The organism is Luteimonas sp. Soil_C_5 (assembly GCF_057656615.1).
On record NZ_JBDGKA010000001.1, the window covers coordinates 266,740 to 284,181 of the forward strand.

Here is a 17,442-nt window from a genome sequence, read left to right on the forward strand (position 1 = left end):
CAATGCGCTAGTTCGGCCCGCGTTCCTCGTTCGGTTTCGCGCGCTTGTCGCCGAGCAGTGCACTGAGCACGATCGCGATGCCGAGCCCGGCGCCGGTGAGGAACAGCAGCAGCGCGATCGCCGGATAGCCGAACAGGCGTGGACCGCCCGGGTTGTCCATCATCATCGCCGACGCGAGGATCAGCGCCGCGGTGACGATGCCGGCCGCGATGCGGTTGGCGATCTTGTGCAGGCTTTCCAGCAGGTGCGACTCCTCGAGCCCGGTCAGGCGCACGCGCAGCCGGTTCTCCGACAGCAGCGACAGCACGTTCGAGACCTTGCGCGGGGCGTCGCGCACCAGTTCCTGCAGATCCATCATCTCGCTGGCCAGACTGGCGGGCGAGAGCGACTTGCGCAGGCGCTGGCGCATCATGTCGTTGAGGTGTTCCTCGACCACGCGCTTCATGTCGAGCTCGGGCGCCAGGGCGTGCACCACGGATTCCAGATGCAGCAGCGTCTTGCCGAGCAGGCTCATCTCCGGCGCGGTGCGCAGTCCGCAGGCCGTGGCCAGTCGCACCAGGTCGAGCATCAGCTTGCCTTCCGTCTGCCCGGTCGCGCCCGATTGCGCGGCGTAGCGCGCGACCAGCTGGCCGACGTCGCGGTAGTAGCGCGCCTCGTCGAAATCCTCCAGCCGCGTGCCCATGGCGATGCCTTCGGCCGCGACGTGTTCGCCGCGTCCGTCGACCGCGGCGAACAGCAGCTTGAGCAGACGCTCGCGGGTGCGCGGCGGCACGTGCGCGACCATGCCGAGATCGAGCAGGGCGATCCGCCCGTCGCGCGTGTACAGCAGGTTGCCCGGATGCGGATCGGCATGGATCTCGCCATGCACGAACACCTGGTCGAGATAGCCGTGCAGCAGCGCGGTGCCCAGCGGCGCCATGTCGTGTTCGGTGCGCTGCAGGCCGGTGATGTCGGTGACCTTGGTGCCTTCGACGAGTTCCATCGTCAGCACGCGCGGCCGGGTGAGATCCCAGACCGGCTTGGGCACGAACAGCGTGGGATAGGCGGCGAAGTGTGCGTCGAAACGGTCGAGGTTTTCGGCCTCGATGCGGTAATCCAGTTCGGCCAGCAGGGTGCGCCGGAATTCGTGCACCCAGTCCGCGAAGCGGATGCGCCGGCCGACGTCGGTCACCCGGTCGACGCCGCCGGCAAGACGGGCGAGGGTGTCGAGGTCGTCGCGGATCTGCTCCACGATGCCTGGACGCTGCACCTTCACCGCGACCTTGCGGCCATCGCGCAGCGTCGCGCGGTGCACCTGCGCGAGTGAGGCGCTGCCGAGCGGTGTTTCGTCGAAGGATTCGAAGATCTTGCTGATGCGTACGCCGAGCGCATCTTCCACCGCGTCGTGGATCACCTCGAACGGCAGCGGCGCGACGTCGTCCTGCATCCGCTCCAGCGCGGTGAGGTAGGCCGGCGGCACCATGTCGGGACGCGTGGACAGCGCTTGCCCGATCTTGATGAATGTCGGGCCGAGTGCCTCGAGATCGTCGACGAACGCGTCGGGCTTGCCTGCCTCGGCCGCATCGACGTGCGCGATGTCGGGATCGAGTTCGAAGCCCGACAGCACACCCGCGCTGCGGTACTTCATCAGGAAGCGCAGGATCTGCGCATTGCGCGCGAGCACGCGGCTGGTATCGGTCATCGGTGGGCTCCCTTCAAGAGGGCCAGCGTACGGACCGAAGCGTCAACGCAGGCTCACGGCAGATCACGCGCTGCGCGTGCACGCCGATGCACTCAGTCGAGATGCGCCAATACGTTCTCGGCCGACGACACCTTGAATTCGCCCGGTGCTTCGACGAACAGCTGCCGGACCACGCCGTCTTCGGCATACAGCGCGAAACGCCGCGCGCGCGTGCCCATGCCGTAGGCGCTCGCATCCATCTCCAGTCCCAGTGCGCGCACGAAATCGGCATTGCCGTCGGCCAGCATCTGCAGGCCCGACGGTACGTCGACGCTGTCGCCCCAGGCCTGCATGACGAAGGGATCGTTGACCGCGACGCAGGCGACATCGATGCCGCGCTTGCGGAACGCGTCGAAGTGTTCGACGAAACCCGGCAGGTGATGTTCGGAACAGGTCGGCGTAAAGGCGCCGGGCACCGCGAACAGCACCACGTTCTTGCCGGAGAACAGCGTCGGCGTATCGATAATGCGCACGCCGTCATGGATGTACTTGAGCGTCACTTCGGGAATCGTGTCGCCGATCTGGATGGTCATGGCTGCGCGCTCGCACGGGGGGATCGGCGCAGTCTAGCCGCTTGCCACCGGCATCGAGATCACGTCGGACGCGTGCGCGGGACACGCGCTGTCGGCGGTGGCGCGACGAGCGTCGACACGCGAGTGCAGGCTGCGGCTCTGCCCGGGCGGATGTCGCGTCGCGGTGCCGGCCTGCGGGATCCTTCGCAGGCGCGCAGACGAGCGCGGCGACACCACGCGGGTGGCGCGTCGTTCCGCGGCGGGGTGGCGTCGTCGTGCAGGACATCCTTGCAGACGGTTTTCGGCTTCGCGCGTCGCGTGCCGCTTCGTGCACAGGGCGCACCCTGGCCCAAGGCCGGTCCCTCGGCGGTCCGCGCGCTTCGCAGGCCGCTCGACACACGACGCGATCAAGGGCCTGCGGGTATCCTTCGGGCCGTTGCCGGTTCCGGCATTCCCGTTGCCCACGGCGTCCCGGCGCCGTATCGGAAGAATCGAAGATGCAGTTCAAGGACTACTACCAGATCCTCGGCGTCGAACCCAATGCGGGCGACGCGGAGATCAAGACCGCCTACCGTCGGCTGGCGCGCAAGTACCACCCGGACGTCAGCAAGGAGCCCGGCGCCGAAGACACCTTCAAAGGCGTCAACGAAGCCTACGAGGCGTTGCGCGATCCCGAGAAGCGCAAGGCCTACGACCAGCTGCGCGCGCGCGGCTACCGGCCCGGTGACGACGTGCAGCCGCCGCCCGGTGGATTCGGCGGCTATGGCGCCGGCCGTGGACCGGAGTTCGACGAGATCTTCGCGGGCGGCGCGGGGGGCGGCTTCAGTGATTTCTTCGAAGAACTGTTCCGCCGCCGCGGCGCAGGCGCAGGGGGCCCCGGCGTGCATCCCGGCGCTGCGCCCCGCGGCGATACCCGCGCGCGCCTGGCGGTGCCGCTGGAAACCGTCTATCGCGGCGACAGCGTGCGTGTGCCGGTGCTGGGGCGCGCATTCGATGTGCGCATTCCGAAGGGCGTTCGCCCCGGCCAGGTGGTGCGCCTGCCTGGACAGGGCCAACACGGCGGCGATCTGCTGCTGGAAATCGAATACGCCGCGCATCCGGATTTCGATGTCGACGAGCGCACGGTGCTGCACGCCTTGCCGGTGGCAGCCTGGGACGCCGCACTGGGCGCGACCGTCAGCGTGCCGACCCTGGGTGGCCGGGTCGAACTGAAGATTCCGGCAGGCTCGGAAGCGGGCCGCAAGCTGCGGCTGCGCGGGCGCGGACTGCCCGGCGCCAGTGGCGCAGCCGCAGGCGACCAGCTGGTCGAACTCGAGATCGAGGCGCCCACGCCTCGCACGCCCGCACAGACCGCGGCGTACGAAGCGTTGCGCGATGCGTTCAATGCGGTAGAGGGCGACTGAGTCGCACGGACGCCGCAGTGCGGCGTCCGGTGGAGCGGCGGCTTATTCCGCGGGCGGTGGCGGCGCGTCGACGCCGACCGTCTTGGCGATCGTGTCGGACAGTTCGACTTCGCTGAAAGGCTTGGTCAGATAGGCCTTCGCGCCCTGGCGCATGCCCCAGACGCGATCGGTGTCCTGGTCCTTGGTGGTCACCAGCACGACGGGAATATGCCGCGTGGCCGGATCCCGGGTGATCGAGCGGGTCGCCTGGAAGCCGTTGAGGTTCGGCATCACGACATCCATCAGGATCAGATCGGGCAGTTCGCGCTTTGCGGCTTCGACCCCCGCCTGTCCGTCTTCCGCGGTGAGCGCTTGATGGCCGAGCTTTTCGACGATGCGACGGATGCCCATGAGCTGCGACGGCGAGTCGTCGACGATCAGAATGCGTGCCATTGTGTCCCCTTCAATTCCCTCGGGATTCTAGCTGCGCATTCACAGTGCGCAAGCATCCGGCGGATCAAAGCGTGACGAGCGTTCGGCCATGCGCGCCGCCAGCGAGCATTCGCGCGAAGACATCCGGCAATCCATCGAGTCCGACCTCGCGCGTGCAGATCGTTTCCAAATGCCGGGGCTTCCATTCCTGCGCCAGCCGCGCCCAGACGATGTCGCGCAGATCGCGCGGCGTGCCCGCCGATGCGACACCCAGCAGCGACACGCCGCGGATGATGAAAGGCATCACCGTCGCATCGAGATCCGCGCTGGCCGCAAGCCCGGCGGTGGCGACATTGCCGCAGGGCACGGTCTGCGCGAGCAGGCTGACCAGCATCGGCCCGCCGACGTTGTCGAGCCCGCCGCCGAAGCGCGCGGATTCCATCGGGCGCGTCGTCGCCAGTGCATCGCGGCCCAGCACTTCGGTCGCGCCGATCGACTTCAGATACGCCACCTGGTCGGCCTTGCCGCTGACCGCATGCACCTCGTAGCCGGCCGCGCTGAAGATGTCGACCGCCAGCGAACCGACGCCGCCGGTCGCTCCGGTCACCGCAAGCGGCCCCAGTGCCGGCGTCTGCCGGTTGTCCTGCATGCGCAGCAGCGCGAGCGCGGCCGTGAAGCCCGCGGTGCCGATGATCATGCTGTCGCGCAGGCTCAGGCCCGCGGGCAGGGTCACGGCCCACTTCGCTTCGAGGCGCGCGAACTTCGCGTAACCGCCATCGCGCGTCTCGCTCAGGCCGCAGCCGGTGACCAGCACGGCGTCGCCTTCCTTGAACGCCGCATCGCGCGAACGCACGACATGACCGGCGACGTCGATTCCGCCGATCAGCGGGAACTGCCGCAGGATCTTGCCCTGGCCGGTGCCGGCCAGCGCATCCTTGAAGTTGACCGAAGAATGCGCGACCTCGACCTCGATCTCGCCTGCGGAGAGGTCGTCGATGGCGACCTGTTCGATGCCGCTGCGATACCCGGCAGCGTCGTTGTGGATACGGAAGGCGTCGAAGCGGGCGGGCAGGGACATCCGTGCGACCTCGTGGTGTCAGGTAAGGTCAGGATACAGGTCGTGCCAATAGGGATTGGTGTCTTCGATCAGCTGGATCTTCCAGACGCGTTTCCATTCCTTGAGCGCCTTCTCGCGTGCGATTGCGGATGCCATCGTGTCGTGGAGTTCGTGCCATACAAGCGTATGGATGCGATGACGTCTGCTGAAGCCGGAGACGGAATTGTTGCGATGCTGCCAGATGCGCTGGGGCAGGTTCGAGGTCACGCCGATGTAAAGCGTGCCGTTGCGGCCGCTGGCGAGGATGTAGACGCAGGGAGTGCGTTTCCGCATACATGAATCCGCTGCTGCGCTGTCGCTTGATCGTAGCGAACGCACGTCAGCACGGAAGTCGCTGGGTCCCGGCGTTCGCCGGGACGACGGTAGAAAAGGGTGTCAGTGTTTACCGCGTCATCCGGAAGCTCCGTACATTCCGGAATGGATTTCCACTCAGAAATCCCCCGTCATCCCGGCGAACGCCGGGATCCAGTGACTTCGCGCGCGCGCGGTGCACGTCATTCAGTGCGGACATCCGCGTGCGCCCTGGAATCTGCCGCGACTCGAGACCTCGATTACTTCAAGACACTGCGCCGCTTCTCGTCGATCCATTTGCTCGCCTGCGCCGGCTCATATGCCCGCATCCAAGCCAGCATCTCGTCGATGTCGCTGCCGTACCAGAGGTCGGCGCGCTGGTCCGGATGCAGGAAGCGCTCTTCGACCATGCGATCGATCATGCCGATCAGCGGGGCGTAGAAGCCGTCGATGTCGAGGAAGGCGCAGGGCTTGTTGCCGATGCCGAGCTGGCGCCAGGTCAGCATCTCGAAGATCTCTTCCATCGTGCCGAAGCCGCCGGGCAGGGCGACGAAGCCGTCGGAGAGTTCGAACATGCGCATCTTGCGCGCGTGCATCGAATCGACGATCTCGAGTTCGGTCAGGCCGCGGTGTGCGACTTCCCAGTCGGCGAGCTGCTGCGGAATCACGCCGGTCACTTCGCCGCCGGCTTCGAGCACGGCGTTGGCGACGGTGCCCATCAGGCCGACGTTGCCGCCGCCGTAGACCAGACGCAAGCCGTCCTGTGCGAGCCGATCACCCAGCGCCATCGCGCGTTCGGCGTAGACGGGCTTGTTGCCGGCGTTGGAGCCGCAGTAGACGCAGATGCTTTTCATCGAGGGGCCGTGATTCGTGATGGGTGATTGGTGATTCGAAAATGCAGACGCCGGGCAAATGCCCGGCGTCCCTTCAGTGGACTGGCGAGATCGGGAAGGCGCTCTTTCGAATCACCAATCACGAACCACCAATCACTGCCAACGTCAGTTGGCTTTATGGATCGACCGCTTGTCGACCGCCATCGCCGCGTCGTGCACCACTTCCGACAGCGACGGATGCGCGTGGCAGATGCGGGCGAGGTCGTCGGCCGAGCCGCTGAACTCCATCGTCAGCACACCTTCGTGCACGAGCTCGGAGACGTTGGCGCCGACGAGGTGCATGCCGAGCACGCGATCGGTTTCGGCGTGCGCGAGCACCTTCACGAAGCCGGTCGCCTCGATCATCGCGACGGCGCGGCCGTTGGCGGCGAACGGGAAGCTGCCCGCCTTGTAAGGAATGCCCTCGTCCTTGAGCTGCTGCTCGGTCTTGCCGACCCAGGCCAGCTCCGGCTCGGTGTAGATGACCCACGGAATCGTGTCGAAATTGACGTGGCCCGGCAGGCCGGCGATGAGTTCGGCGACCGCGATGCCTTCCTCGAAGCCCTTGTGCGCCAGCATCGGGCCGCGCACGCAGTCACCGACCGCCCACACGCCATCGACGCCGGTGTGGCAATGGTCGTCGACCTCGATCTGGCCACGGTCGGTCAGCTTCACGCCGCTGTCGTCGGCCAGCAGGCCCTTGCTCGCGGCCTTGCGGCCCACGGCGACCAGCAGCTTGTCGACGGTGATCGTCTGCTCGCCGCTGCTGTCGGTGTAGCTGACGACGACTTCCTTCTTCTTGCCCTTGCCGGTGATCTCGGTCTTGGAGACCTTGGCGCCCAGCTTGATGTCGAGGCCCTGCTTCTTGAATTCCTTCAGCGCGGTCTTCGCCACTTCGGCGTCGGCCAGTGCGAGGAAGTCGGGCAGGGCTTCGAGAATCGTGACCTCGGCGCCGAGGCGCTTCCACACGCTGCCGAGCTCCAGGCCGATCACGCCGGCGCCGATGACGGCCAGGCGCTTCGGCACTTCGGTGAAGTCCAGACCGCCGACGTTGTCGACGATGGTGTCGCCGTCGAACTTGGCGAACGGCAGCTCGATCGAATCCGAGCCGGCCGCGATGATGACGTTGGTGCCGGTGAGTTCGATCTCGGCGCCGTCGTGCTGCTTGACCTTGACCAGACGGTCGGCGTGCAGCGTGGCGAAACCGTAGTACGGCGTGACCTTGTTCGCCTTGAACAGCATCGCGATGCCGCCGGTGAACTGCTTCACGATCTTGTCCTTGCGACCGATCATCGCTTCGACGTCGATCTTCGGATCCTTGAAGCTGATGCCGTGGTCGCCAAAGATGTGGCCCATGTTCCAGAACTGGCGCGAGGAATCGAGCAGCGCCTTCGACGGAATGCAGCCCACGCGCAGGCAGGTGCCACCGAGGGCCGGCTTGCCGTCCTTGCCCAGCGCGGCGTCGATGCAGGCGACCTTCATGCCGAGCTGCGCGGCGCGGATCGCGGCGTGATAGCCGGCGGGACCGGCACCGATGACGACGACGTCGAATTGTTCAGCCATGGGGAATTCCTTCTTTCGATGCCTGCCCGGACGGGCAGGGTGCCGATGCGGCGAATTTGGGGGTGTGGCGCGGACGCCACAAGCGCGAACCCCCTCCGTGGAGGGGGTCGCGGCGCATCACATGCCGAGCAGCATGCGGTGCGGGTTTTCCAGCTGGTTCTTGATGTCGACCAAGAACAGCACCGCGTCCTTGCCGTCGATGATGCGGTGGTCGTAGGACAGCGCCAGATACATCATCGGCGCGGCGATCACCTGGCCGTTCTCGACGATGGCGCGCTCCTTGATCGAGTGCATGCCCAGGATCGCCGACTGCGGCGGGTTGACGATCGGCGTCGACATCAGCGAGCCGAAGGTGCCGCCGTTGGTGATCGTGAACGTGCCGCCCTGCAGATCGTCCAGGCCCAGCTTGCCGTCGCGCGCCTTCTTGGCGTAATCGGCGATGCCCTGCTCGATTTCGGCGAAGCCCTGGCGCTCGACGTTGCGCAGCACCGGCGTCACCAGACCGCGATCGGTCGAGATGGCGACCGAGATGTCGGCATAGCCGTGATAGATGATGTCGTTGCCGTCGACCGAGGCGTTGACCACCGGGTACTTGGCCAGCGCATTGGCGGCGGCCTTGGCGAAGAAGCTCATGAAGCCGAGCTTGATGCCGTGATCCTTCTGGAACTGTTCGCCCAGCTCCTTGCGCAGCGCCATCACCTTGCCGAGATTCACCTCGTTGAACGAGGTCAGCATGGCGATCGATTCCTTCGACTGCATCAGGCGCGCCGCAATCGTCTTGCGGATGCGGGTCATCGGCACGCGCTCTTCCGGACGTGCGCCACCCGACACGCCCGGGGTCTTGCCCGAGGCGTAGTTCAGCAGGTCTTCCTTGGTCACCGCACCGCGGCGACCGGTGCCTTCGACCTGCGAGGCATCGATGCCCTTGGTCTCGGCAGTGAAGCGTGCGCCCGGCGGCAGGCTGTCGTTCTTGCCCGAAGACGACGACTGCGGCTTGGTCGAGGCCGGCGCCTTGTCGTCGGCCTTCTTGGCGTCCGACTTCGGCTGCACTTCCTCGGCACCGGCAGCCGGCGCTTCCTTGTCCTTGGTGCCCGATTCGGCGGCCGGCGCTTCGGCGGCGGCACCTTCCTCGATGATCGCGATGACCTGCGCGCTGTTGACCGTCGCGCCTTCTTCGAATTTGATTTCCTTGATCACGCCGTCGACGGTCGACGGCACTTCGAGGACGACCTTGTCGGTCTCCAGGTCGACGATGTTCTCGTCGCGCTTGACGGCGTCGCCGGCCTTCTTGTGCCAGGTGGCGATGGTCGCGTCGGAGACGGATTCGGGCAGGACCGGGACTTTGATTTCAGTGGCCATCTTGGCTTCCTGGAAAAGCGGTTGAATGTGGGGGTTCGAACTGGATTATTCGGAGAAGACCTTGCCGTCGAGCGCGTTGACCAGCGCATCGGCAATGAGCTGCTGCTGCTCGGCGACGTGGTCGTTGAAATGACCGACGGCGGGCGAGGGTGAGCGGGCGCGGCCTGCATAGTGCAGCGACTGCTTGGCGCCCGAGCAGGCTTCGAGGTGATGCTTGATCTGGTACCAGGCGCCCTGGTTCTGCGGCTCTTCCTGACACCACACGACCTCGGTGGCGTTGCCGTAACGCGCGAGCTCGGCGGTCAGCTGTTCGCGCGGGAACGGATACAGCTGTTCCACGCGCAGCAGCGCGACGTTGTCGAGTGCCTGCTTGCGCGACTCTTCCAGCAGGTCGTAATAGACCTTGCCCGAACACGCGACCACACGCGTGACCTTCTTCGGGTCGGCGTCGGCATCGGGGATCAGGTGCTGGAACTCGCCGTTGGCCAGTTCCTCGAGCGAGGAGACGGCCAGCTTGTGGCGCAGCAACGACTTCGGGGTCATGACGACCAGCGGCTTGCGCGTGGTCATGCACAGCTGGCGACGGATCATGTGGAACGCCTGCGCCGGCGTGGTCGGCACGCAGACCATCATGTTTTCGAGCGCGCACAGCTGCAGGAAGCGCTCGAGGCGCGCCGAGCTGTGCTCGGGGCCCTGGCCTTCGTAGCCGTGCGGAAGGAACAGCGCCAGACCGCACAGACGCTGCCACTTGGCTTCGCCCGACGACAGAAACTGGTCGATGACCACCTGGGCGCCATTGGCGAAATCGCCGAACTGGCCCTCCCAGATGCACAGCGTGCCCGGCTCCGACGACGCGTAGCCGTACTCGAACGCCATCACGGCTTCCTCGCTGAGCAGCGAGTCGATGATGGTCGCGTCTTCCGGATTCTTCACCAGCTGGCGCAGCGGCATGTAGTTGCCGCCGGTCTTCTGGTCGTGCAGCACCGCGTGACGGTGGAAGAACGTGCCGCGGCCGCTGTCCTGGCCCACCAGGCGCAGGCGGTTGCCGGCGTCGAGCAGGGTTGCGTAGGCGAGGTTTTCCGCGAAGCCCCAGTCGCCGGGCTGTTCGCCGGCGGCCATCTTGCGGCGGTCGTCGTAGATCTTGGCGACGCGCGCCTGCAGGCTGACGTCGTCCGGCACCGTGGTGATCGCCTTGGCGAGCGACTTCAGCTTGTCCACCGACACGGTGGTGTCGAGTGTGTCGCTGAGCCGGCCGGCGAGATACGGATCCCAGTCGATCGTCAGTTCGTAATCGGACGGCTTGCCTGCGGCGAGCTCGACCGTGACCTCGCCCGCGTCGAGCTTGTCACGGTAGCGGTCGACGACACCCTTGGCATCGGCCTCGCTGAGCACGCCTTCGGCGACCAGCTTCGCGGTGTACAGCTCGCGCGGGGTCTGGTGCTTGCGGATCACCTGGTACATCAGCGGCTGGGTCGCGGCCGGCTCGTCGGCCTCGTTGTGGCCGTGACGGCGGTAGCAGACGAGATCGATGACCACGTCCTTGCCGAACTGCTGGCGGAAGTCGTAGGCCAGTTCCGCGCAGAACACCACGGCTTCCGGATCGTCCGCGTTCACGTGCAGGATCGGCGCGCCGACCATCTTGGCCACGTCGGTGCAGTACAGCGTCGAGCGCGAGTCCTGCAGTTCGCTGGTGGTGAAGCCGACCTGGTTGTTGATGACCACGTGCACCGTGCCGCCGACCGCGAAACCGCGGGCCTGCGACATCTGGAACAGTTCCATGTTGACGCCCTGGCCGGCGAAGGCCGCATCGCCGTGCAACAGCACGGGCACCACGGCCTTGCGCTCGGTGTCGCGACGGCGGTGCTGGCGCGAACGCACGCTGCCTGCGACCACCGGGTTGACGATTTCCAGGTGCGAGGGGTTGAACGCCAGCGCGAGATGGACCGAACCGCCGGGCGTCGTCAGATCGGCCGAGAAGCCCATGTGGTACTTCACGTCGCCGGTGTGCGCGCGGTCGTCGTCGTGGTGTTCGAACTTGCCTTCGAACTCGTCGAACAGCTTGCGCGGGTTCTTGCCGAGCGTATTGACCAGCACGTTGAGACGGCCGCGGTGGGCCATGCCGATGACGATGTCCTTGACGCCGTCCTTGCCGGCGCGCTGGATCATGTTGTCGAGCAACGGGATCAGCGCATCGCCGCCTTCGAGCGAGAAGCGCTTCTGGCCGACGTACTTGGTGTGCAGGTAACGCTCGAGGCCTTCGGCGGCGGTCAGGCGTTCGAGAATGCGCTTCTTCTCGTCCGCGCTGCGCGCGAAGCGGCCACCGGTCTTCTCCAGGCGCTGGTAGAGCCAGCTGCGCTGTTCGAAGTCCGGGATGTGCATGAATTCCGCGCCGATCTGGCTGGAATACGTGGTCTTGAGCAGTGCGAGCAGGTCGCGCAGCTTCATCCGCGGCTGGCCGGCCACACCACCGGTGCTGAACTCGTCGTCGAGATCGGCATCGGTGAGTTCGTGGAACGGGAGACCCAGATCCGGCGGATTGACCGGCGGCATCATGCCCAGCGGATCGAGCTTCGCGCCGAGATGGCCACGCGACCGGTAGGCGGTGATCAGGCGGCCGACATGGCGCTCGCGCTCGTCGCCGGCACCGCCGGACGAGGAACCCGCAGCGACCACGCCGCGTGCGGCCAGACGACCGGCTTCGGCGACGGCCGACAGGACCGCGGAGTGGGGAACGTCACCCGCCTCACGGCCCTTGAAGGAATCGAACCACCGTTTCCAGTCGGTCCCGACACTGTCGGGATCCACCAGATACTGCTCGTACAGATCTTCGATATAGGCGGCGTTGGCGCCGAACTGGGACGACTGCGCAAACTGCTTCAGGAGACTGTCCACGTCGGGTGATTCGGACTCGATTGGGAGGGGGAGTGGCAGACCCGATCCGCATGAAACGCGCGCATCGAGAGGCCGATGTAGACCCCGGAGTATACCCGTCTCATCGCGCTTCTTGCATTACCGGTGCCCGATGTGGCGCCGCTGGACGATGGTCGAATGCCGCTGTTGCCGATGTCCGCGCAGGGCGCGGCACGCGGCGCACACCCTAGATACCCAGCGCGCGGAACTCGCTGCACGGGCGTGAACGTTCCCACACCGGGGCGAACTGGCGTTCGAGTTGCCGGGCGCGTCCGGGCAGGGTGGTCGCGGCCTCGCCATCGAAGCGGTTGCCGAGTGGGCGACTGAGGAAACCGCCACTGTCGTTGACGACGAACGCACCGGCGAATGCGCGATCCACCGGATCCTCGACCTCGCGGAATGCGAACGCGCTGGGCAGGCGTTGCGCGAGGGCGAGCAGGGGTGGGTGCTCGCGCTGCGTGGTCGCGGCGTCCTGCAGCAGCAGCTGCACGCGGCCGCCCCGGCTTGCGGTGGCGAACCGGCGCAGGGCCAGCAGGACCTCGGGATGATCGAACAGGCCCGGGTCCAGATCCCGGCTGCGCACCCACAGTCCACGCCGGGCGCACTGGATCACGGTGACCGTGGCGTCGACCGCGCCTGCCACGTCATCGATCTCGAACGCGGCGCCGGCAACCCGTCGCATCGCGCGATGGGCAATGCCGGCTTCCTCGAAACGGGGGCCGTGGGCGACGAAGCCGTGGCGGGCGTACAGCGATTGCGCCTGGAGCTGGGCATGCAGGCGCGTGCTGTGCAGGCCCGCGCGACCGGCGAGGTCGAGCAGGGCGCGCAGCAGGGCATCGCCGACGCCCTGGCCGCGCCGGTCGGCGCGAACCGCCAGTCGCCCGATCTTGCCGTCGGGTGCGAGGCGGCCGGTACCGATCGGCGTGCCATCGGAATCCACCGCCAGCACATGCCGGCTCAGGGCGTCGAGTGCGTCGCGCTCGAGTTCGGCCGGCACGCCCTGCTCCTGCACGAAGACCGCATCGCGCAGCGCATGCGCCGCGGCCTGCTGGCGCGGATCGACGATCTCGACGACCTGGAGCGGCCGGCTCATGCGTCGTCGGGAAGCCGCAGCTGGTAGTGGCCCAGTTCGAGCAGGGCATTGACCGTGTCGCGCGCGTCCGGCGACAGCGCGGCATAGCCGGGTGCGTCGAAGCGGTCGGCGCCGGCGATCAAGGGTGCATCTGCCGGCGGCACCGACAGCGCGGTCCCGGCGACGAACAGCTGCGCGCCCTCGGCGGTGCGGCGCCAGGCCATGCGCGAGAAGGGGTTGCGCTGCAGGACCGCGCCGCATTCCGACAGCTGCCATTCGAGTTCGATGCGGGCAGGCACCGAATCGGCCGGCATCACGTCGTGCGCGTTTCGGTAGCTGGTGATGAAGCGGCCGAACCAGTCGCCGAGACGGTCGGGATCGTCGGTGCGCAGAGCCTGCAGCGCCTCGACCACGCGCGCCATCGCGGCGTCGTCGATCTCGTTCGGATCGGCCGGCACCGCCAGCGTTTCGTCGTGGTAGCGCTGCGCTTCGTCGCTTTCGGCGGCCAGCGTGTCGACGAAGTCGCCCATCAGTTCGGTGATCGCCGGCGCGCGCATGCCCACCGAGAACGTCAGGCAGGGATCCTCGGCAACGCCGTGGTGCGGGACCATCGGCGGCAGGTACAGCATGTCGCCGGGGCCGAGCACCCAGTCGTGGGTGGCGGTGAAGGTGCGCAGCAGCTTCAGCTCGACGTCGTCGCGGAAGTCCTGCGGCGGCAGCCCGCGGCCCATAGCCTGCGAGGCGTCGATCTGCCAGCGACGATGGCCCTGGCCCTGCAGCAGGAACACGTCGTACTGGTCGACGTGGGCGCCGACCGAACCACCGGTCGCGGCGAAGCTGACCATGATGTCGTCGATCCGCCAGCGCGGCAGGAAGGCGAAATGCGCGAGCAGGCCGGCGACATCGGCATCCCACTTGTCGACGTCCTGCACCAGCAGGGTCCAGTCGCGGTCGCCCAGGCCCGGGAACAGGTCCTCGTCGAACGGCCCGGTCTCGACCTGCCAGCCATCGCCGGCACGGTCGTGGCGGATCAGCCGCGACAGCGCGAATTCCTCGCAGGCCAGGCCGGCCAGATCCTCGGGCTGCAGCGGGCTCTCGATGCCGGGAAACGCGTTGCGGATCAGCAGCGGACGCTTCTGCCAGTAGTCGCGCAGGAAGTCCCCGGCGGACATGCCGAGCGGACCGCCGTCGGCGTACAGGCTGGCGTCGATTTCGAAGGGAAGGGGGGCTGTGCTCATGGGGCGGCAGACTACGCGAAAACGGGGGCGGTCTCGACGGGTTGGGGGGTGTGCCGAGCGCTTTCGCACACAGCCGCGGGGATCACTCGGATCCCCGTCGCCCCGGCGCAGGCCAAGGTCCATTCTGATCGTCGAGACTGGCCGGAACGGCCGCTGGGACTTCCGCGACATGGACCCCTGCTCGATCTGAGCGTTCGCGATTGAAGCCGCAGTCGCCGTCATTCCGGCGACGGGCGGAATTCAGTGCCTGAAGTGTTCTGGGGGCGACACGTCGCTGGATCCTGGTTTGCACAGACATTCGTCTGTTGTGTGCCGCTGGAATCACGGCCTGTCAGTTCTGACGGGCACGAGACAGAGCTTGAGTTGGGTAGGGGGGCTCACGAACCGTCATTCGGGCGAAGGACTGGAATCCAGTGCCTTGGCCTGTGCCTCAGCTTGCGAGCGGGCAGCAGGTCACTGGATGACCAGCGCTTCGTGCTGCTGCAAGGCGCCGCTGGCCTTCGCCGAGATAACGACCGACGCGGAAGACGCCGCTCGCCCGTCGCATCGCGTCAGGTCGCGATCGCGTCATATCCGTGCGTACTGAACGCCAGCAGACACCACCCATGCCCGAACGGATCAGCCAACTGCACGATCCGCCCATAAGACTCGTCGCGGATGCCGCCTTCCTGCACCGCGCCTGCGGCAAGGGCCTTGGACAAGGCGGTATCGAGATCGTCGACGACGACATCGATATGCAGCGGCATCCAGTGCCGTGCGTAGTCACGCGGGGTCGTGCCTGCACCGATGCTGCCGGCCGCCTTGCGCAACAGATACAGCGGTGTGCCGGCGCCCAGCAGCTCGATGACGTCGTCGCCGAGGCGGCGTGCCGGCGTCAGCCCGAACGCGGCGACGTAGAACGCCAGTGCGCGCTCGAGATCATCGACATCGAGGTTGAGCAGGATCCGCATCTGCCGGCGTGCCGCGTCACATCACGCGATTGCCGGTGCCCGTGTCATCGAGCGCCGGCGTGTTGTCGGGATTGACGACGTTCGATGCGCCGCTGAAGGTCACGCGGTCGATCCGCCGTGCGAGCACCGTATTGCGGTCGCCCGAGATTTCCAGCGCGTCGACCTCGGTCAGATTCAAGGCGTTGTCGGCGCCGCGGACATCGACGTCGCCGACGCGGCTGTTGAGCACGGTGACCTGGTTGCCTTCGACCCGCAACGAGCTCGCATGTTCGACGTTGACCGCGCCATCGGATGCGGTGATGACCACGGCGCCGCAGTCGCCGTTCAACACCAGATCGAAGCCGTCGCGGGTGATCGCGACATCCTGTCCGCTGCACTGCGCGCCGCTGGCCGGATCGGTCAGCACGCCGGAGATCGCCGCGGATGCCACCTGCGAGGCGGCTTCCGTCGGCGATGCGCCGGTCGAGGTGTCGGCTGGCGACGCCTGTCGATCGCAGGCGGCCAACGACAGTGCAGTGAGGCAGAGCAAAAGGGGAAGCTGTCGCATGGCGGTCTCGTCGGCGAAGTTGAATCGCCGCGAGCCTAGCGACGCGAATGTTCAGTCCGCGTCGCGCAGTCCGGTGGCGTCAGATCCCGCGGGCGAGCTGCTCGGCCAGACCGGTGTACCCGCCCGGCACCAGGTCGCGCAGGCGCGCCTTGTCTTCTGCCGGCAGATCCAGACCATCGACGAATTGGCGCATCGAGTCGGCGGTGATGCCCTGGCCGCGGGTCAGCGCCTTGAGCTGCTCGTAGGGGTTGGGCAGGCCGTGGCGGCGCATCACCGTCTGTACGGCTTCGGCCAGCACTTCCCACGAGGCGTCGAGATCGGCGGCGAGGCGCTCCGGGTTGACGCTGAGCTTGCCCAGACCACGCTGCAGCGCATCGAGCGCGATCAGCGTGTGGCCGAATGCGGTGCCCAGCGCGCGCAGCACGGTCGAATCGGTCAGGTCGCGCTGCCAGCGGCTGATCGGCAGCTTGGCGGCGAAATGCTCAAACAGCGCGTTGGCGATGCCGAAGTTGCCTTCGGCGTTCTCGAAGTCGATCGGGTTGACCTTGTGCGGCATCGTCGAGCTGCCGACTTCGCCTTCCTTCAAGGCTTGCTTGAAGTAGCCCAGCGAGATGTAGCCCCAGATGTCGCGGCACAGATCGATGCCGATCGTGTTGATGCGCTTGTGCACGTCGCTGATCTCGGCGACGCAGTCGTGCGGCTCGATCTGGGTGGTGTAGGGATTGAACTCGATGCCCAGCGATTCGACGAAGCGCTGCGCGAACGCCGGCCAGTCGACATCGGGGTACGACACGACGTGGGCGTTGTAGTTGCCGACCGCGCCATTGATCTTGCCGGTCAGCGCGACGTCCCACAGCAGCTCGCTCTGGCGCTGCAGGCGCGCGACCACGTTCGCCAGTTCCTTGCCGACGGTCGACGGCGATGCGGTCTGGCCATGCGTGCGCGACAGCAGCGGCAGCGCCGCGTGGTCGTGTGACATCGTGCGCAGCGTCTTGATGAGCGTGTCGATAGTCGGCAGCAGCACGTCCCGGCGCGCTTCGGCCAGCATCAGCGCGTAGGACAGATTGTTGATGTCCTCGCTGGTGCAGGCGAAGTGCACGAACTCGAGCGATGGCGCCAGCGAGGCATCATCCTTGAGCTGTTCCTTGATGAAGTACTCCACTGCCTTGACGTCGTGGTTGGTGGTGCGTTCGATCGCCTTGACGCGCGCGGCATCACTGACCGAGAACTCGTCGGCCAGCGCCTTGAGGCGCGCACGCTGTGCGTCGTCGAAGGCGGGCAGTTCGGCAATGCCCGGCTCGTCGCCCAGCGCCAGCAGCCATTCGATCTCCACCCGCACGCGGGCCCGGATCAGGCCGTATTCCGAGAAGATCGGACGCAGCGCATCGACCTTGGTGGCATAGCGGCCGTCGAGCGGCGACAGGGCGAGCAGGGCGGCTTCGGTCTTCTGGATGTCGGACATGGGCAGTGTGGGCGC

General features: G+C 66.9%; 15 protein-coding genes. 1 reads left to right on the forward strand and 14 read right to left on the reverse strand.

All coding sequences use genetic code 11. The annotated features are described in order from the left end of the window. Positions 1-7: 7 nt before the first annotated feature. Both AC3A5K_RS01305 and AC3A5K_RS01310 read right to left on the reverse strand, forming a co-directional pair. Entirely contained in the window at positions 8-1,681 is a 1,674-nt protein-coding gene (locus tag AC3A5K_RS01305) for an ABC1 kinase family protein (RefSeq protein ID WP_487615706.1), read from the reverse strand. 92 nt (positions 1,682-1,773) lie between these two features. Continuing rightward, complete coding sequence (locus AC3A5K_RS01310; protein ID WP_487615707.1) at positions 1,774-2,253, reverse strand: redoxin family protein; 480 nt, start codon at positions 2,251-2,253, stop codon at positions 1,774-1,776. Between the two features lie 476 nt (positions 2,254-2,729). On the opposite strand from AC3A5K_RS01310, the gene AC3A5K_RS01315 reads away from it, so the two are divergent. Continuing rightward, positions 2,730-3,635: a DnaJ C-terminal domain-containing protein gene (locus AC3A5K_RS01315; RefSeq protein ID WP_487615708.1), complete on the forward strand. Its 906-nt coding sequence runs from the start codon at positions 2,730-2,732 to the stop codon at positions 3,633-3,635. 42 nt (positions 3,636-3,677) lie between these two features. On the opposite strand, the gene pilH is transcribed toward AC3A5K_RS01315, so the two are convergent. From pilH to purB, 12 genes are all read right to left on the reverse strand, one after another. Next, complete coding sequence (pilH, locus tag AC3A5K_RS01320; RefSeq protein WP_487615709.1) at positions 3,678-4,067, reverse strand: twitching motility response regulator PilH; 390 nt, start codon at positions 4,065-4,067, stop codon at positions 3,678-3,680. Between the two features lie 64 nt (positions 4,068-4,131). Beyond that, positions 4,132-5,124 carry an acrylyl-CoA reductase family protein gene (locus AC3A5K_RS01325; protein ID WP_487615710.1) on the reverse strand — a complete coding sequence of 331 codons (993 nt, stop codon included), beginning with the start codon at positions 5,122-5,124 and terminating at the stop codon, positions 4,132-4,134. A gap of 18 nt (positions 5,125-5,142) precedes the next feature. Then, positions 5,143-5,436 (reverse strand): GIY-YIG nuclease family protein, encoded by a 294-nt coding sequence (locus AC3A5K_RS01330; protein WP_487615711.1) that lies wholly within the window; start codon positions 5,434-5,436, stop codon positions 5,143-5,145. 278 nt (positions 5,437-5,714) lie between these two features. After that, a complete protein-coding gene (locus tag AC3A5K_RS01335; RefSeq protein WP_487615712.1) occupies positions 5,715-6,308 on the reverse strand; it encodes an LOG family protein in 594 nt (197 codons plus the stop codon). A gap of 144 nt (positions 6,309-6,452) precedes the next feature. After that, positions 6,453-7,889, reverse strand: coding sequence for a dihydrolipoyl dehydrogenase (lpdA, locus tag AC3A5K_RS01340; RefSeq protein ID WP_487615713.1), 1,437 nt, complete (start codon positions 7,887-7,889; stop codon positions 6,453-6,455). Positions 7,890-8,006: 117 nt separating this feature from the next. Continuing rightward, positions 8,007-9,248, reverse strand: coding sequence for a dihydrolipoyllysine-residue succinyltransferase (sucB, locus tag AC3A5K_RS01345; RefSeq protein WP_487615714.1), 1,242 nt, complete (start codon positions 9,246-9,248; stop codon positions 8,007-8,009). Positions 9,249-9,293: 45 nt separating this feature from the next. Continuing rightward, positions 9,294-12,140, reverse strand: a complete 2,847-nt coding sequence (locus AC3A5K_RS01350; RefSeq protein WP_487615715.1) for a 2-oxoglutarate dehydrogenase E1 component — start codon at positions 12,138-12,140, stop codon at positions 9,294-9,296. Between the two features lie 205 nt (positions 12,141-12,345). Further along, positions 12,346-13,251, reverse strand: coding sequence for a GNAT family N-acetyltransferase (locus AC3A5K_RS01355; protein WP_487615716.1), 906 nt, complete (start codon positions 13,249-13,251; stop codon positions 12,346-12,348). After that, a complete protein-coding gene (locus tag AC3A5K_RS01360) occupies positions 13,248-14,468 on the reverse strand; it encodes a JmjC domain-containing protein (RefSeq protein WP_487615717.1) in 1,221 nt (406 codons plus the stop codon). The genes AC3A5K_RS01355 and AC3A5K_RS01360 overlap by 4 nt, the downstream gene beginning before the upstream one ends. Positions 14,469-15,019: 551 nt before the next feature. Continuing rightward, positions 15,020-15,418, reverse strand: a complete 399-nt coding sequence (locus tag AC3A5K_RS01365; RefSeq protein WP_487615718.1) for a VOC family protein — start codon at positions 15,416-15,418, stop codon at positions 15,020-15,022. Between the two features lie 16 nt (positions 15,419-15,434). After that, positions 15,435-15,965 carry a DUF3060 domain-containing protein gene (locus tag AC3A5K_RS01370; RefSeq protein ID WP_487615719.1) on the reverse strand — a complete coding sequence of 177 codons (531 nt, stop codon included), beginning with the start codon at positions 15,963-15,965 and terminating at the stop codon, positions 15,435-15,437. 79 nt (positions 15,966-16,044) lie between these two features. Next, on the reverse strand, positions 16,045-17,427 hold the full coding sequence (purB, locus tag AC3A5K_RS01375; protein ID WP_487615720.1) for an adenylosuccinate lyase: 1,383 nt from the start codon (positions 17,425-17,427) through the stop codon (positions 16,045-16,047). Positions 17,428-17,442 lie beyond the last annotated feature (15 nt).

Coding starts and splice junctions, on each gene's coding strand:
- AC3A5K_RS01305 (WP_487615706.1), bottom strand. CDS start 1,681: ATGACCGATACCAGCCGCGTGCTCGCGCGCAATGCGCAGATCCTGCGC.
- AC3A5K_RS01310 (WP_487615707.1), bottom strand. CDS start 2,253: ATGACCATCCAGATCGGCGACACGATTCCCGAAGTGACGCTCAAGTAC.
- AC3A5K_RS01315 (WP_487615708.1), top strand. CDS start 2,730: ATGCAGTTCAAGGACTACTACCAGATCCTCGGCGTCGAACCCAATGCG.
- pilH (WP_487615709.1), bottom strand. CDS start 4,067: ATGGCACGCATTCTGATCGTCGACGACTCGCCGTCGCAGCTCATGGGC.
- AC3A5K_RS01325 (WP_487615710.1), bottom strand. CDS start 5,124: ATGTCCCTGCCCGCCCGCTTCGACGCCTTCCGTATCCACAACGACGCT.
- AC3A5K_RS01330 (WP_487615711.1), bottom strand. CDS start 5,436: ATGCGGAAACGCACTCCCTGCGTCTACATCCTCGCCAGCGGCCGCAAC.
- AC3A5K_RS01335 (WP_487615712.1), bottom strand. CDS start 6,308: ATGAAAAGCATCTGCGTCTACTGCGGCTCCAACGCCGGCAACAAGCCC.
- lpdA (WP_487615713.1), bottom strand. CDS start 7,889: ATGGCTGAACAATTCGACGTCGTCGTCATCGGTGCCGGTCCCGCCGGC.
- sucB (WP_487615714.1), bottom strand. CDS start 9,248: ATGGCCACTGAAATCAAAGTCCCGGTCCTGCCCGAATCCGTCTCCGAC.
- AC3A5K_RS01355 (WP_487615716.1), bottom strand. CDS start 13,251: ATGAGCCGGCCGCTCCAGGTCGTCGAGATCGTCGATCCGCGCCAGCAG.
- AC3A5K_RS01360 (WP_487615717.1), bottom strand. CDS start 14,468: ATGAGCACAGCCCCCCTTCCCTTCGAAATCGACGCCAGCCTGTACGCC.
- AC3A5K_RS01365 (WP_487615718.1), bottom strand. CDS start 15,418: ATGCGGATCCTGCTCAACCTCGATGTCGATGATCTCGAGCGCGCACTG.
- AC3A5K_RS01370 (WP_487615719.1), bottom strand. CDS start 15,965: ATGCGACAGCTTCCCCTTTTGCTCTGCCTCACTGCACTGTCGTTGGCC.
- purB (WP_487615720.1), bottom strand. CDS start 17,427: ATGTCCGACATCCAGAAGACCGAAGCCGCCCTGCTCGCCCTGTCGCCG.